We start from the raw sequence: 14,558 nt of genomic DNA, 5'->3' as shown, positions 1-14,558 counted from the left end.
AGAAAAATAATGAGGCGGCCGTTGCCGTGGGTGACGGGCTTACTTTTGATCATGCTAATGGTCATTTTGTCAGGATGTCAAAGCGTCACACAACGCGCTGACACGACGGATACCTGGAAGCGCATTGAACGCCGGCACAAAATCGTGATCGGGGTCGATGATAGTTTTGTCCCAATGGGATTTCGTGAGAAAAACGGTCAGCTGGTGGGGTATGACGTTGACCTTGCACGCGCAGTGTTTGCCCGCTATGGCATCAAGGTTGATTTCCAAACGATTGACTGGTCAATGAAGGAAACGGAATTACGTAACGGGACGATCGATGCCATTTGGAACGGATACACGATTACCCCTGAACGGCAGGCAAAGGTGGCATTTAGTCACCCATACTTACGTAATCGCCAGGTGTTAGTGACAAAACGGTCACAAGGTATTACAGGTTTTGCCGGGATGAAGGACAAAACGTTGGGGCTTCAAACAGGGTCGTCCGCGCAATCGCTGTTTAACGAGCAACCACAATTGCTGAAACAGTACGTTAAGGGTGCGCCCGTTCAGTACGACACGTTTAACGATGCGTTTATTGATTTAAATGCGAACCGAATTCAGGGCCTCTTAATTGACCAGGTGTATGCGGGTTACTACGTGAAGCACGAGGCTGATCCAACCGCCTACAGGACGATCGTTGGTAACTTTGCGAGCGAAGACTACGCGGTGGGGTTGCGAAAAGGGGACGTCACGCTGCGTCATAAGATCAACACGTCGTTTACGGCGTTGGCAAAAGATGGCCAGTTGGCAAAAATTAATCAGAAGTGGTTTGGGACGAATGCGGACTCCTTAATTCGTTAGATTCATCAAATGTTGAAAAAAAGTAAGTAACGGGCGATCACAAAATGTGACCGTCCGTTTGCTGTTATAACGACGATTAGTGGCGAGCTTCACCCAAAATAATCCGGCCGTAGAAATGGTGGAGAGGATTGTTTTTATCGTGCGTTTCGGCTAAGATGAAGCAATGAGAATATCGAGAAAAATGCGGGAGGCGGCATAAAGTGGAACAAGAGTTAACGACAGGTGTTCACCTGACCGTCATTCCAACAACCCAGTTTAAAACCATTAGCATCTTAATTAGTTATTCATCCAAAGCGCGGTTAGAGACATTAACAACGCGGTCATTATTGGCTGATTTAATGGAAACAAGTTCAGCGGCATACCCAACGCAGACGGCGCTTGCTAGTGCGTTAAGTGACATGTATGGCGCAAACTTTAGTACAAATGTGACCAAAAGCGGCGACATTGCCCAATTCCAGTTCGCCCTAACGGTGCCAAACGGCCGGTATCTACAGGGGCATCCCGCCCTGTTGAATAGCGGTGTCACCTTTTTAGATGAGGTGATCCATCATCCGTTGCTGGACGCCAAGGCCACTGAGCCACAGTTTGACACGGCGACCTTTACTCGGCAACAAGAAAACCTTGCAGCAGCATTGACAGCCGTGAGTGAAGACAAGATGTTATACACCCGCTTGCAAGCACAACAACTTCATTTTGGGGACGTTGTGGCTGCTTATCCGAGTGCCGGGCGACTGGCAGACGTTGCGGCGTTAACACCGGCGTCCGTTTATGCAGAGTACCAGCGGATGATTGCAGAGGATGAGGTTCGAATCTACGTGATTGGTGATGTTGATGAAGGCATCGTCGGCGCAACCATGCGTCAGCTTGACTTTGCCGCGCGCGACCACGTTACCGGCACCATGACGTATAAGCCGGCGGTTCCAACAACGGTCACGGCAAAGGTCGAACACCAACCAGTGGCTCAGGCAAAGTTGGATCTACTGTACTACCTACCAGTGGATTATGGGCAGGCGTTGTACTATTCTGCCCAGGTATTTAACGGGTTATTTGGTGGAACACCGTTATCACTCCTGTTTACAAACGTTCGGGAAAAGCAGAGTCTGGCCTACTACGCCAGTTCTAGCATCAATTTCTTTAACCAAACCATGACGGTTCAGACGGGAATCGATGGGGAACAGGCGGACCTCGTGACAAAGATTATCGGTGAACAGCTGGCCGATTTAACGAATGGTCGTTTTAGCGACCAACGCTTTCACCAGGTCAAAGAGACCTTAATTAACCAGCGTGAAGCCGCACAAGATGCACCGCGCCTCCAAATTGGGAGTCGGTTACTGGATGATTTATCTGGGCACCAGATTTCTGTCGATGACTGGGTTGCCGGGATTAATGCGGTGACACCGGCCGACGTGACCATGGTGGCACGGTTGGCGACACTTGCGACCACGTATTTATTGAAAGCTTAGGAGGCTGCTTGTGGAAAAACACGATTATCAAGAACTTGGCGAGTCGTTGTTTGAAGAGACGTTACCAAACGGACTCTTCGTTCAGTTGCTGCCCAAGGCCGGTTTTCATAAAACGTACGCGCTGTTAACCACTGATTTTGGGTCCACCGACCGGACGTTTGTCCCACGTGGCGAGACGGAAGCCATCACGATTCCGGACGGTGTTGCCCACTTTTTGGAACATAAGATGTTTGAAAAGGCCGATCATGATGCGTTCGATTTGTTTGGTGAATACGGGGCGGATGCCAACGCGTTTACGAGCTTCACACGGACAAGCTACCTCTTTTCGGCCAGTCGCCATTTAACGGAAAATTTAAATGTTCTTCTGGATTTTGTTCAAGATCCGTACTTTACACCAGCAACGGTGGAAAAGGAAAAGGGGATCATTGGGCAAGAAATTCAGATGTATGATGACGACCCAAGCTGGCAGTTGTTCATGGGCATCGTTGGCAACTTGTACCCAACGGAACCCGTTCACATTGACATCGCGGGAACCAAGGAATCCATTTCAAAAATCACCGCAGAACAACTGCAACAGAGCTACGCGACTTTTTACCACCCAAGCAACATGAATTTATTTGTTGTTGGTGCGTTCGACCCGGCGACTGTGATGGAAATCATTCGGAAAAACCAGGCGGAAAAGACGTTTAGTGCGCCTGAGATAATTGACCGAACCATCATTGAAAACCACGACGAAACGGAAATTTTACCGTATCGAAGCCGACACCTAGATGTGACCATGCCAAAGTCCATTGTTGGGCTGCGGGGGTTAGATGATGTGCCGACGGGGCGGGCAGGGTTAACGTACAGTTTAGCCGCTTCCTTGTTACTCGACATGTTGTTTGCGGATACCAGTACCGCCTACCTGAAGTTGTACGATGACGGCATTATTGATGACAGTTTTGACTATGACTTCTCCCTTGAGCGGGGGTTCCATTTCTTAACCATCAGTAGTGATACAAAGGCACCGAGTGAGTTTTCCGAAGCAATGATCGATGTGTTAGAGCATGTCGATGAGTATGTGACTGGGGAAGCAGCAGACGCTAACTTTGAGCTAGTTAAACGTGAAGCCATTGGGCACCACGTCATGATGTTAAATTCGGTGGAGGCCATTGCGAACGCTTATGAGGGAAAACTGTTTGACAATGCTAATCTCCTGGATGAAACGAAGGTCCTGGAAGCGATGACCCTGACAGATATTCAAAGCGTTGCGAAGTCATTGATTCGGTCCGATGGTATTAGTGTTTTTGACATTATGCCAGTGGACGATGGGAATGAACCTTCCTAAAATTATCTTAAAGATGTGGCCCGGGTTGGTGGATGACCACGCGGGCCACTGTCGTATGCTATACTGAAAAGCAACGGATTAATGTATATTCTAGAAAAGATGGAGTTTTGATCTTATGAGTGAAGAAACACCGACAATCGGTCAAAAGTTACAAGAAGCCCGGAACGCAAAGGGGTTAACCATTGATGACGTCCAGCAAGCCACCAAGATTCAACGGCGTTATTTAATTGCTATTGAAGATGGTAAGTTTGATGAACTACCAGGCGATTTTTATGTTCGGGCCTTCATTAAGCAGTACGCCCAGTCTGTTGACTTAAACGGCGATGAATTACTGAAGGACTACAACGATCAATTGCCCCACGCTGCTGCGGCCAACGTCATTGCAGCAGAGGCAGAGCGGCCAACTACGCGGGAACCAAAGGCTGCGAAATTGGAGCAAGCAGATACCCGGTTGGATCGGGTTCGTGGCATTATGCCAATTGCGATCGTGACACTGGTTGTGGTCGTGATCTTGGGGACGATTTGGATCTTTGCCGCCCGGAATGGGCGTCAGTCAAGCAATCATAGTGCTGTGTCCAGTAGCTCCGTGAAGGTGAGCTCGGCTACAGAGAAGTCATCAAGTAGCAGTCACCAATCAAGTTCGAGCTCAGCTGCTAGTTCAAGTTCTAGCAGCTCATCATCGAGCTCAAGTAGTTCGTCGTCAAGTTCAAGCAGTTCAACAAGCAAGTCGTCAAGTAAGCAAAAATTGGTTGGTGTCACAACGACTGGCGCAAACTTAACGTATAACGTTGAAAATGCACCAGCAAACAGTAAACTGACGGTCGCAGCCGCTGGCGCCGATTCATGGATGTCAGTTACTGCTGGTGGCACCTCGCTTTATCAAGGAACGTTGACCAGTGGTAAGGACCAAACGGTGACGATTCCAAGTACAGCGACCTCTGTTGCCGTTTCATACGGGAACCGGTCTTCATCAAAGGTTAAGATCAACGGTAAAAATGTTGATTTGACAACTGGGACAGGGACCACCGGTGTCTTGACGTTACAGTTAAAGGCAGCGTCAAGTACCACTAAGTAAAGGCGGGGGACAGTAACGTGAATTTACCGAATAAATTAACGGTCTTTCGAATCATTTTGATTCCAATCTTTTTAATCATTATGGCTGTTCCGTTTAACTGGGGGACAGTTGTGTGGGCAAGTACGAGTATTCCGGTCACGAGCCTCATTGCCACAATTATTTTCATCGTGGCGTCACTGACTGATTTTCTGGACGGACGAATCGCACGGGGGCAACACCTTGTGACTAACTTTGGGAAGTTTGCTGATCCGTTAGCAGACAAGATGCTGGTCATGACGGCGTTTGTCATCTTGGTTGAGATGGGCAAGGCACCTGCATGGGTGATTGCCATCATCGTCTGTCGGGAACTCGCCATTACCGGATTGCGGTTACTTATTGTTGAAAACGATGGCACCGTCATGGCGGCTGCTTATCCTGGTAAAATCAAGACCACGACCCAAATGTTATCCATCATTTTCCTGTTGTTGAATAATGTGTTCTTTAATAACATTGGGGTGCCAATGGCCCTGATTCTGTTATACATTTGTTTATTCTTCACCATTTACTCAGGTGTTGATTACTTTGTTCAAAACCGGAGTGTCTTTAGTGACGGATTTAAATAACCGATTAAGCGGTAGCAACACGAAAAGTGTGGGCTACCGCTTTTATTGTGGGCTGAACAATTAAAAACGTTTTATACTAGAAGTGACGAATAAAAACGGTTCGTTGCCGTATGTAAGGAGTGGTGAAGAAATGAAGGCTGAAATTATTGCTGTTGGAACAGAAATCTTACTGGGCCAAATTGATAATACCAATGCCAGTTACGTTGCTCGTGGGTTAGCAGAACTAGGAATCAATGTGTATGACCAACAGGTTGTTGGGGATAATCCTGAACGGCTAGCAGCGGCGCTAACGTTGGCAGAGGAGCGAAGTGACCTTGTTGTTGTGATGGGGGGCCTTGGACCGACAAAGGATGACTTAACGAAGCAACTTGTGGCACGGCAATTGGGTCGCAAGCTGGTTGTGGATGAGGCAGCACTTGAAAAGATTGCAGCACATTACCAACGAACAGGCCGGACCCTTGGAAATAATGATCGGTTGCAAGCACTGTACATTGATGGTGCAACGGTCTTGCCCAACCACAACGGGATGGCCGTGGGCGATTTTGTCCACCAACCTAATTGGGCTGATTACTTGGTGCTTCCTGGACCACCGCGTGAACTGATGGAAATGTTTGATCGGGAAACGAAACCATTGTTGGTCAAAACCTACCAGTCACGGCAGCACCTCACATCGCGCGTTCTGCGCTTCTTTGGGATCGGTGAAGCATCATTAGCCCGTGAGTTAGACGACCTGATTGAGACGCAAACAAACCCAACGTTAGCAACCTATGCAAAGGACGCAGAGGTGACGTTGCGGTTAACGGCAAGTGGGCAAAGTGAAGCTAAGGTTGGTCAATTACTAGATCAATTAGAGCAAACGATTCAAAGCCGGGTTGGTCAGTATTTTTACGGGTATGGCGATGATAACAGTTTGGCGAAGGTCGTGGTCGACACGCTGATTAAGGCGAACCTGTCGATAACGGCGGCCGAAAGTCTGACGGCGGGCTTATTTCAAAGTACGATTGGAACGATTCCTGGTGTTTCAGCAATTTTCCCAGGCGGGTTTGTCACCTACGCTGCCAGTGCCAAGGCTAACCTATTGGGCGTTTCTCAGCACACCATTGATGCACACGGCGTGGTGAGCGAAGCGACCGCAAAGGAGATGGCTGCTCGGGCCCGAGCAACGCTTAATACGGACATCGGCATCAGCTTTACTGGTGCCGCAGGACCGGAACCGTTGGAACACAAACCGGCTGGGACAGTGTGGATCGGCTTGGCTTATCGCAATCAACCGGTAATTGCCCAAGAATTTCACTTTGGTGACGACCGGCAGTTAAACCGGTGGCGCGCTGTTTTAAGTGGTTTAAACATGATTTTACGGGCAACACAACACACGAACTAATGCGAACTTTTGTTCGATTTTTCTTGCAATTTGGTGCGCGAGTCGGTATCATAATGTCATTAGGTTATGTCATTGAAGGAGGATCTGCCCTTGGCTGATGCACGTCAAGCAGCGCTCGACGCTGCCTTAAAGAAAATTGAAAAGAATTTTGGTAAAGGTTCCATTATGCGGTTGGGTGAAAATGCCAACACGCAAATCTCAACCATTCCGTCAGGTTCATTGAAGCTTGATGATGCACTCGGTGTCGGGGGCTTCCCTCGTGGTCGGATTGTGGAAGTGTACGGACCAGAATCATCTGGTAAGACAACCATTGCGTTGCATGCCGTCGCAGAAGTCCAAAAGATGGGCGGAACTGCCGCCTACATCGATGCTGAAAACGCCCTGGATGCCCAGTATGCCGAATCCCTCGGGGTCAACGTTGACGATCTGTTGCTGTCACAACCAGATACTGGTGAACAAGGGTTGGAAATTACGGATGCCCTGGTTTCTTCTGGTGCCATTGATATTGTGGTGATTGATTCCGTCGCTGCCTTGGTGCCCCGCGCCGAAATTGAAGGTGAAATGGGTGACGCGCACGTTGGGTTACAGGCACGGTTGATGTCACAAGCCCTCCGGAAGTTATCTGGGACCATCAACAAGACGAAGACCATTGCCATTTTCATTAACCAAATTCGTGAAAAGGTTGGGGTTATGTTTGGGAACCCAGAAACCACCCCTGGTGGTCGAGCCCTGAAGTTTTACTCAACCATTCGGCTTGAAGTTCGTCGTGCTGAACAAATTAAAGATGGCACGGAAGTCATGGGGAACCGAACCCGGATCAAGGTTGTGAAGAACAAAGTGGCTTCACCATTCCGGGTGGCTGAAGTGGACATTATGTACGGTAAGGGAATTTCACAGTCAGGTGAATTGTTAGACATGGCTGTGGATAAAGATATCGTTGATAAGTCAGGTGCGTGGTATTCATACGATGGTGAACGGATCGGCCAAGGACGTGAAAACGTTAAGGCTTATCTAGAAGACCCAGAACACGCAGCAATGCGTCAGGAGATTCATGATAAGGTTCGTAAGGCCTACAACATGGATGGTGACGCTGAGGATGATTCAGCAACTGAGGCACCAAAGACCGATGGTGACACCACTGATCTTGATGTTTAAATAGTAACGTGAGCGCGACTAGTTATGAAAATAACTGGTCGCGTTTTTTTGTAAACGCGGTTCGTTAAACCGTTAAGCACCACCGTATTCGCGACGAAGAGGGCGCTAATTTGAATGAAAAATGCTAATGATGGGTTGACATCATATGTCGCTACATGTATGGTTAACTACACAAGTAACTAACTGAATGACGAAAGAGGTTATTAATATGAAAACAACACCAGTCGTTGAAGTTTCAGAATTGCGGAAAACATACGGTCAGAAAAAGACGCACCAGTATGAAGTGTTAAAGGGATTAGATTTCACCGTCCAAGCCGGTGAATTTGTCGGGATCATGGGGGCCTCTGGCTCTGGGAAAACAACGTTGTTGAATTTACTGTCAACGTTGGATGTACCGACTAGCGGTAGCGTCAAGGTTAACGGTAAAGAAATCAGCCATTACAAGGGGCGCGCGTTATCGGACTTCCGCTCGGAAGAAATTGGCTTCATTTTCCAAGATTTTAACCTGTTAGAAAGTTTAACGGCCCGTGAGAACATTGCGTTGCCGCTGTCACTTCAAGGGGTTAGCAAAAGTAAAATTGATGAAGCCGTTCAACGGGTTGCCGAAACATTGCGGATCGATCCGTTGCTGAACAAGTACCCTGCAGAATTATCTGGTGGGCAAAAGCAACGGGTTGCCGCTGCTCGGGCCATTGTTCATGAGCCAGCGATCATCATGGGGGATGAACCCACTGGAGCACTGGACTCAACCGCCGCGCGGGATCTGATGAGCTTACTAACGGACATCAATCAGCGTCAGCATGTTTCCGTCTTGTTGGTCACGCACGACCCATTTTCAGCAAGTTTCTGTGACCGGCTCCTGTTCATGCAGGATGGGCAACTTGGTCAGGAACTCAGCAAAGGTGAGGCGTCACGTCAGGATTTTTATCAACAGATCTTAACGGCACTCGGAACGTTTGAACGGTAGGAGGCGGCAAAATGTTAACAAAACTATCATTAGCAGGTGTGCGGAGTCGGTTTAAGGACTACCTAGTGCTCTTGACCGGGCTTGTCATGTCGGCCGCCATTTTCTACATGTTCATGAACTTGGCCACCAACAAAGCGTTCATCAAGTCCAACACCACCATTGCAATGGCGAGCCAAGTGTTTGTTTTTGGGATGATTCTACTGGCCATGATTACCGTTGTTTATATTGGGTACGCCAACTCATTTCTGCTCAAGATGCGCCAACGTGATTACGGATTGTTCATGATGTTGGGTGCCAAGAAGCAACGGATTGGCCAACTGATCGGACTCGAAACGTTGATTATTGGGGTGCTTTCAACAGCGTTAGGTGTGGTCATCGGGATTGGCGCCAGTTCGGTGGTTGCTGGCATGTTATTTCACCAACTGGGCTTAACGGTTCACCATTTCACTGCGCTGTACTGGCCGGCGGTGATTGGTACTGGGTGTTTGTACATTGGCTTGTTTATCCTTGCAGCAGCGTTCAACTTGATTAAACTACTGCGGACGCCGGTGCTGGCATTGTTACACGCGGATGAACGGGTTACGGTTAGCCGGATTCGTCCCGTTCTCTTAGTTATTGAAAGCATTGCCGGGATTTTATTGCTGGCGGTTGGTTACTGGGCGTTTACAGCCATTCGACAACTGCAAATCAATGCAATTTTTGTGGCGTTGATCACGATTACAAGTGGGAGTTACTTTGTGATCCATGCGGGAAGTGTGAGTGTTCTTGCAGGGTTAAAACGGACGTCGTTTGCCAGCCATCAGTTGCACAACTTTACGTTGGCGCAAATTAGATTTCGGCTGCAAAGTTATACGCGAATGTTGACGGTGGTTTCACTGTTATTCGCCATGGCGCTTGGTGCACTGAGCGTGGGGACCGGGTTGCATAAGCAGTCTGGGACCATGGCAGTTTCGACAAGTGCGTACACCGTGGCAGTTAACAACCCCAATTCACGTGAGCGGCAGTTGATCAAACAGCTGCACGTGGCGCATAAAGCAACGTATACGCAAAAAGTGGTGGGGAATACTGTTTTTTATAATGAACAAGAGTTTCGTGATCAACCATTTGAACAGCTGGTCTCCAGCAAACCTAAAAATGATGGTTCGGTCAAAGCATTATCGTTAGCTCAGATGAAACGGCAAGGATTGACAGATTTAGATTTTATTGGGTTAACGGCGACCGGGATGCAACAAAAGCGCCAAATCGTTTCAGCATCAGCCTTTAACAAATTGACGGCAACGCCGCAAACTGTGACGACTGTTCGCGTGAGTGACTTGTTGGCGGATCGCGTGGCACTTTCACACCTAAACAAGGAACAACAACGACGTTACCCAACAAGTGCGGGGATGAGTGCCGGAGCGTACGCTGCATATGACATGTTTAACACGCTGTTTAGTGGGCTTGAATTTATGGGGCTCTTCCTCGGGATCGCCTTCTTAGCGATGTTAGCAAGTTGCTTGATGTTCAAGATTTTATCTGGCGCAACAGACGATGTGATTCGGTACAACATGTTGAATCGCATTGGGGTCCGTCAGCAGACAATGCGGCACGCGATTCGCAGTGAACTGCTCGTTTTGTACCTCATTCCCGGGATTCTCGGCATGATCGACGTGCTGTTTGGTTTACAATTGTTCAAGCCACTTATGTATCATCCGTATGCTTCAACCGGCTGGGCCATGCTGATCTTCTGGATTCTATACGGCGGGTATTACCTGATCACTGTATGGTTGTACGAGCGGATTGTTGTTCCTGAAGAACAATTGGCGGCCTAAACCGTCACCTAGTTAATTGACGAAGTAGTGAACATCGCTTATTCTGGAGATATTGCCTAGGCAGATGAACGAAGATATTGGAGAAAAACGCATGCAATTTGATTTTGACGGGACAACTCCGCTCTATTTGCAGGTGGCCGAGCAAATTGAAGAGGCCGTGTTAGTGAATAGCTACGGAGCTGGTGAACAGGTACCGTCCACAACAGAAATTTCGCGTGAGTTCCACATCAATCCAGCAACAGTTCTTAAAGGGATGAACATTTTGGTGGCCGATAAGGTGATTGAAAAACGCCGGGGACTCGGAATGTTTGTTCTTGACGGAGCCCGCGAGCGGATTGTTCTTAAACGCCGTGGAAGCTTTTATGAAACAACAATCCGGCCACTGATTATCGCGGCCAAAAGCATTGACCTTACACAGGGCGATGTCACTGAATTAATTGAACGGGGGTATCGTGACGATGGCACTAACAATAACTAATATCAGTAAGACCAGTGGCAAAACGTCACGGTTAAAAAATATCAACCTTAATTTTGAAGCCGGCCAGATTTACGGGTTGCTGGGGCGTAATGGAGCTGGAAAAAGCACGCTACTGAACATCATTGCAGATCGGCTTCCTGCTAGTCGCGGTCAGGTAACAATCGACGGGACCCCCGTCCATGAACGGGATAAGCAATTACAACGGCTATACTTGATGAGCGAGGATAACCTATATCCTGGTGATCGTCGGGTGCGACAACTATTTGATTTAACCGCCCAGTTTTACGGAACGTTTGACCGTGAGAATGCTGACCGGTTGGCTAATGTGTTTGGCTTGGATGTGAATGCCCGCTTTCGGAACCTTTCAACGGGTTACCGAACGATTTTTAAGGACATCGTGGCATTGTGTGTACCAGTCGATTACGTTTTACTGGATGAACCCGTGTTGGGGCTGGATGCGAACCACCGAAGCCGGTTTTACGATGAGCTCATGGCGAGTTATGTTGACCGGCCCCGGACGTTTATTATTTCGACCCATCTGGTTGAAGAAATTGAGCACCTTTTAAACGGGGTGGTGGTCATTGCTGATGGTAAAATCAAAGTGGCCGAGCAGGTTGAAACGTTAATGGCAACGGCCGTTCAACTGAGCGGACCAGCGGATGTGATGGCACCAATCTTAGAAACTGTCACCGTCCTCGCCCAGCACCAATTTGCTAAACAAACCACGGCCATCGTGATGGTTGAAACAATGCCAACGTTACCAACGACGGTAACCCAACAGGCACTGAATCTACAGGCCCTGTTTGTGGCTTTAACGGAGGATGAGCATGAAATTTAAGGTGGCCTATCGGTACCGGTTAAAGCAGGATCTCCAGTTCTTAGGAATCGTGATTCTTGTTGAAATTGCATTAGGAATGCTTGGAATCGTTTTGCAGAGTCTGACAACACCGGTGACGATGACATCACTCACAAACCGGCTCCAGCAGGCACATCCAGATTTTTACTTTGTGGTGGCGATTTTTGCGATGGGGGCGCTGGTGTATCAGGGCTACAGTCTCTTTATGCAAAACGGACTGTCAAGGCGGACTTACTGGCTAAGTAAGGTGGCTAGTTTAAGTACAATCGCTTTACTGGCGTCGCTGATAGCGGTTATGTACCGGGCATTTGTGGCGATTCCGTTGGGGGCCACTTCATATGCGGCCGTTGGTAAGACACTGTTTGGTTCGGCCGCTGGTTCAGGAAATTCAACCACTGTTATGGCAGTGGGGCCGTTCATTAAGCGTGCTGTTACTGGTTATGGCCGCTGGAATGGTGTTTGGCTCCGTGATGAGTTTGTTTGCTTGGCGGGGAAAAATGGTTCTCATGGTTGCGGGCGGTGCCACGGGTCTTGCGATGTTAACACTGTTAGCCAAAGCGATGACTGGCATCGATACCTCCTACATGGACACTTGGGTGGGACCAATCGTTCGGTTGATGTTTGGTTTTCACGGAACCCACGGAATGCAGTATCCGGGGAATTTGATCGTGACAAATTTAGTTTTTGTCGGCCTTGGTCTTGCGATTAGTTACGGTTTTAATCAGCTCTTGCGATTACGTTGGGGGTAGGGTTGTTCCTTTTATTGACAGGGCGCTGATTTATCAGTAAACTGAACTTGTGTAAATAATCAATTTAACATCTTTAAAAGTTTGCGGCTGGCTTTGCGGTCAGCCATTTTTGATGAAGGGCGGGACTTTACAATGGTGATTATCACTATTATCCTCGTGCTCATCGCTATTATTGCCGGTCTGTACAGTGGACTTGAAGTTGCCAAAAAGCGTCAGGAACGCGATATTGACAATGCCAACAAATCTGCTAAGGCCATTCTTGATCAAGCTCATCAGGATGCAAAAACAGCCAAAAAAGAAGCTTTGCTTGAGGCCCGTGAGGAAAACCACAAGTACCGGACGGATGTCGAACATGAATTAAAGGATCGACGTGCGGAAGTTCAAAAGCAAGAAGACCGTTTATTGCAGCGTGAAGAGTCATTAGACCACAAGGACGCCACGTTTGAAAAGCGTGAAGCCCAGTTAACTCGTAAAGAGGACAAGTTGGCCAGTGATCGGGATGTGCTTTCACAGCAACAGCAAGCAGCAGCAGACCTCATCGATCGACGGCAACAAGAAGTTGAACGGGTGGCGGCGTTATCACAAGATGATGCCCGCGACCTGATTATTAAAGAGACAAAGGATGAGCTTGCTCATGAGCGAGCCGTTCTGATCAAAGAAAGTGAAGAAGAAGCCAAGGCGGCGGCTGATAAAGAGGCCAAAAACCTGATCGTGACGGCAATTCAACGGAGTGTTGCGGACACTGTTTCCGACAACACTGTGACCGTTGTGACGTTGCCAAATGATGACATGAAGGGCCGCATTATTGGTCGTGAAGGTCGGAACATTCGGACCTTAGAGACCTTAACCGGAATCGATTTGATCATTGACGATACACCGGAAGCGGTTGTGCTGAGTGGGTTTGATCCCGTTCGGCGTGAAATTGCAAAGTTAGCGTTGGAAAAACTCATCGCTGACGGCCGGATCCACCCTGCACGAATTGAAGAAATGGTTGAAAAAGCACGTAAGGAAATGGATGAAAAAATCCGTGAAATTGGTGAACAAACCGTCTTTGATTTGGGCATTCGGTCCATGAATCCAGATTTAATTAAGACAATTGGTCGGATGAATTACCGGACGAGTTATGGTCAAAATGTTTTGAACCATTCCATTGAAGTCGCAAAGCTCACAGCTGTGATGGCTGCTGAACTTGGTGAGGATGTTGCGCTGGCGAAGCGCGCAGGATTATTACACGATATTGGCAAGGCCGTGGACCACGAAGTTGAGGGGTCTCACGTTGAACTAGGGGTTGAATTGGCAACGAAGTACCATGAAAACCCAGTTATTATTAACACAATTGCTTCTCACCACGGAGATGTGGAACCAACATCCATCATCGCGGTGCTCGTCGGCGCAGCGGACGCAATTTCCTCTGCCCGGCCGGGTGCCCGGTCTGAATCGTTGGAAAACTACATTCAACGGTTGAAGCAGTTGGAAGAAATCGCGAACCAGCATGATGGTGTGTCACATAGTTATGCCATTCAAGCTGGTCGTGAAGTGCGGGTCATCGTTAAACCACAAGACGTTGATGATCTGCAAGCGACCGTCATTGCACGGGACGTTAAGAACGAAATTGAAAATGATCTTGAGTATCCAGGTCACATTAAGGTGACCGTTATTCGTGAAACACGGGCGGTTGAATACGCCAAGTAGTCACGATTAATCATTGAACGGCACTCACATTGCTTAGCGGCAGTGGGGGTGTCGTTCTTTTATGTTGCTGTGGTTACGCACAGTGTGGTGAGACCAGACAGTCCAGCTAAAAAATGGTAAAATTATGACATTGCAATCAAGTGGTTAACGAGTTAAAGC

At 48.2% G+C, this 14,558-nt stretch carries 12 protein-coding genes and 1 pseudogene; all 13 read left to right on the top strand.

What is annotated here, in order from left to right:
• The first annotated feature begins 9 nt into the window (after positions 1-9).
• Positions 10-843, top strand: a complete 834-nt coding sequence (locus tag ACKTR5_RS05270) for an amino acid ABC transporter substrate-binding protein (protein ID WP_407879813.1) — start codon at positions 10-12, stop codon at positions 841-843.
• Between the two features lie 200 nt (positions 844-1,043).
• Positions 1,044-2,306 (top strand): EF-P 5-aminopentanol modification-associated protein YfmF, encoded by a 1,263-nt coding sequence (yfmF, locus tag ACKTR5_RS05265; RefSeq protein ID WP_407879777.1) that lies wholly within the window; start codon positions 1,044-1,046, stop codon positions 2,304-2,306.
• A gap of 10 nt (positions 2,307-2,316) precedes the next feature.
• Positions 2,317-3,633, top strand: a complete 1,317-nt coding sequence (gene yfmH, locus ACKTR5_RS05260) for an EF-P 5-aminopentanol modification-associated protein YfmH (protein ID WP_407879775.1) — start codon at positions 2,317-2,319, stop codon at positions 3,631-3,633.
• Positions 3,634-3,748: 115 nt separating this feature from the next.
• The gene (locus tag ACKTR5_RS05255; protein WP_407879773.1) at positions 3,749-4,708 is read left to right on the top strand and encodes a helix-turn-helix domain-containing protein; all 960 of its coding nucleotides are present in this window, start codon (positions 3,749-3,751) and stop codon (positions 4,706-4,708) included.
• Positions 4,709-4,725: 17 nt separating this feature from the next.
• Entirely contained in the window at positions 4,726-5,310 is a 585-nt protein-coding gene (pgsA, locus tag ACKTR5_RS05250; protein WP_407879771.1) for a CDP-diacylglycerol--glycerol-3-phosphate 3-phosphatidyltransferase, read from the top strand.
• Positions 5,311-5,440: 130 nt separating this feature from the next.
• Positions 5,441-6,691: a competence/damage-inducible protein A gene (locus tag ACKTR5_RS05245; RefSeq protein WP_407879769.1), complete on the top strand. Its 1,251-nt coding sequence runs from the start codon at positions 5,441-5,443 to the stop codon at positions 6,689-6,691.
• A 90-nt stretch (positions 6,692-6,781) separates the two neighbouring features.
• A complete protein-coding gene (gene recA / locus ACKTR5_RS05240; RefSeq protein WP_407879768.1) occupies positions 6,782-7,846 on the top strand; it encodes a recombinase RecA in 1,065 nt (354 codons plus the stop codon).
• Between the two features lie 208 nt (positions 7,847-8,054).
• Positions 8,055-8,813, top strand: coding sequence for an ABC transporter ATP-binding protein (locus ACKTR5_RS05235; protein ID WP_407879766.1), 759 nt, complete (start codon positions 8,055-8,057; stop codon positions 8,811-8,813).
• A gap of 11 nt (positions 8,814-8,824) precedes the next feature.
• Entirely contained in the window at positions 8,825-10,624 is a 1,800-nt protein-coding gene (locus ACKTR5_RS05230; RefSeq protein ID WP_407879764.1) for an FtsX-like permease family protein, read from the top strand.
• A 91-nt stretch (positions 10,625-10,715) separates the two neighbouring features.
• Positions 10,716-11,102 carry a GntR family transcriptional regulator gene (locus ACKTR5_RS05225; RefSeq protein WP_407879763.1) on the top strand — a complete coding sequence of 129 codons (387 nt, stop codon included), beginning with the start codon at positions 10,716-10,718 and terminating at the stop codon, positions 11,100-11,102.
• The gene (locus ACKTR5_RS05220; protein WP_407879762.1) at positions 11,083-11,940 is read left to right on the top strand and encodes an ATP-binding cassette domain-containing protein; all 858 of its coding nucleotides are present in this window, start codon (positions 11,083-11,085) and stop codon (positions 11,938-11,940) included. Before ACKTR5_RS05225 ends, ACKTR5_RS05220 begins: the two co-directional genes overlap by 20 nt.
• Positions 11,930-12,667, top strand: coding sequence for an ABC transporter permease (locus ACKTR5_RS05215; RefSeq protein WP_407879761.1), 738 nt, complete (start codon positions 11,930-11,932; stop codon positions 12,665-12,667). Before ACKTR5_RS05220 ends, ACKTR5_RS05215 begins: the two co-directional genes overlap by 11 nt.
• A 244-nt stretch (positions 12,668-12,911) precedes the next feature.
• Positions 12,912-14,399, top strand: a pseudogene (gene rny, locus ACKTR5_RS05210) (ribonuclease Y); the annotation flags it as partial.
• Positions 14,400-14,558 lie beyond the last annotated feature (159 nt).

Source organism: Furfurilactobacillus entadae (assembly GCF_045862745.1).
Taxonomy (GTDB): Bacteria; Bacillota; Bacilli; order Lactobacillales; family Lactobacillaceae; genus Furfurilactobacillus; species Furfurilactobacillus entadae.
The sequence above is the reverse complement of the archived record's forward strand: the minus strand, read 5'-3'. Positions and strand labels throughout refer to the sequence as shown.

What these genes read in the sequence shown, in the direction of transcription:
- ACKTR5_RS05220 (WP_407879762.1), top strand. Translation starts at nt 11,083, where the DNA reads ATGGCACTAACAATAACTAATATCAGTAAGACCAGTGGCAAAACGTCA.
- ACKTR5_RS05225 (WP_407879763.1), top strand. Translation starts at nt 10,716, where the DNA reads ATGCAATTTGATTTTGACGGGACAACTCCGCTCTATTTGCAGGTGGCC.
- ACKTR5_RS05235 (WP_407879766.1), top strand. Translation starts at nt 8,055, where the DNA reads ATGAAAACAACACCAGTCGTTGAAGTTTCAGAATTGCGGAAAACATAC.
- ACKTR5_RS05245 (WP_407879769.1), top strand. Translation starts at nt 5,441, where the DNA reads ATGAAGGCTGAAATTATTGCTGTTGGAACAGAAATCTTACTGGGCCAA.
- ACKTR5_RS05230 (WP_407879764.1), top strand. Translation starts at nt 8,825, where the DNA reads ATGTTAACAAAACTATCATTAGCAGGTGTGCGGAGTCGGTTTAAGGAC.
- ACKTR5_RS05270 (WP_407879813.1), top strand. Translation starts at nt 10, where the DNA reads ATGAGGCGGCCGTTGCCGTGGGTGACGGGCTTACTTTTGATCATGCTA.
- ACKTR5_RS05255 (WP_407879773.1), top strand. Translation starts at nt 3,749, where the DNA reads ATGAGTGAAGAAACACCGACAATCGGTCAAAAGTTACAAGAAGCCCGG.
- ACKTR5_RS05215 (WP_407879761.1), top strand. Translation starts at nt 11,930, where the DNA reads ATGAAATTTAAGGTGGCCTATCGGTACCGGTTAAAGCAGGATCTCCAG.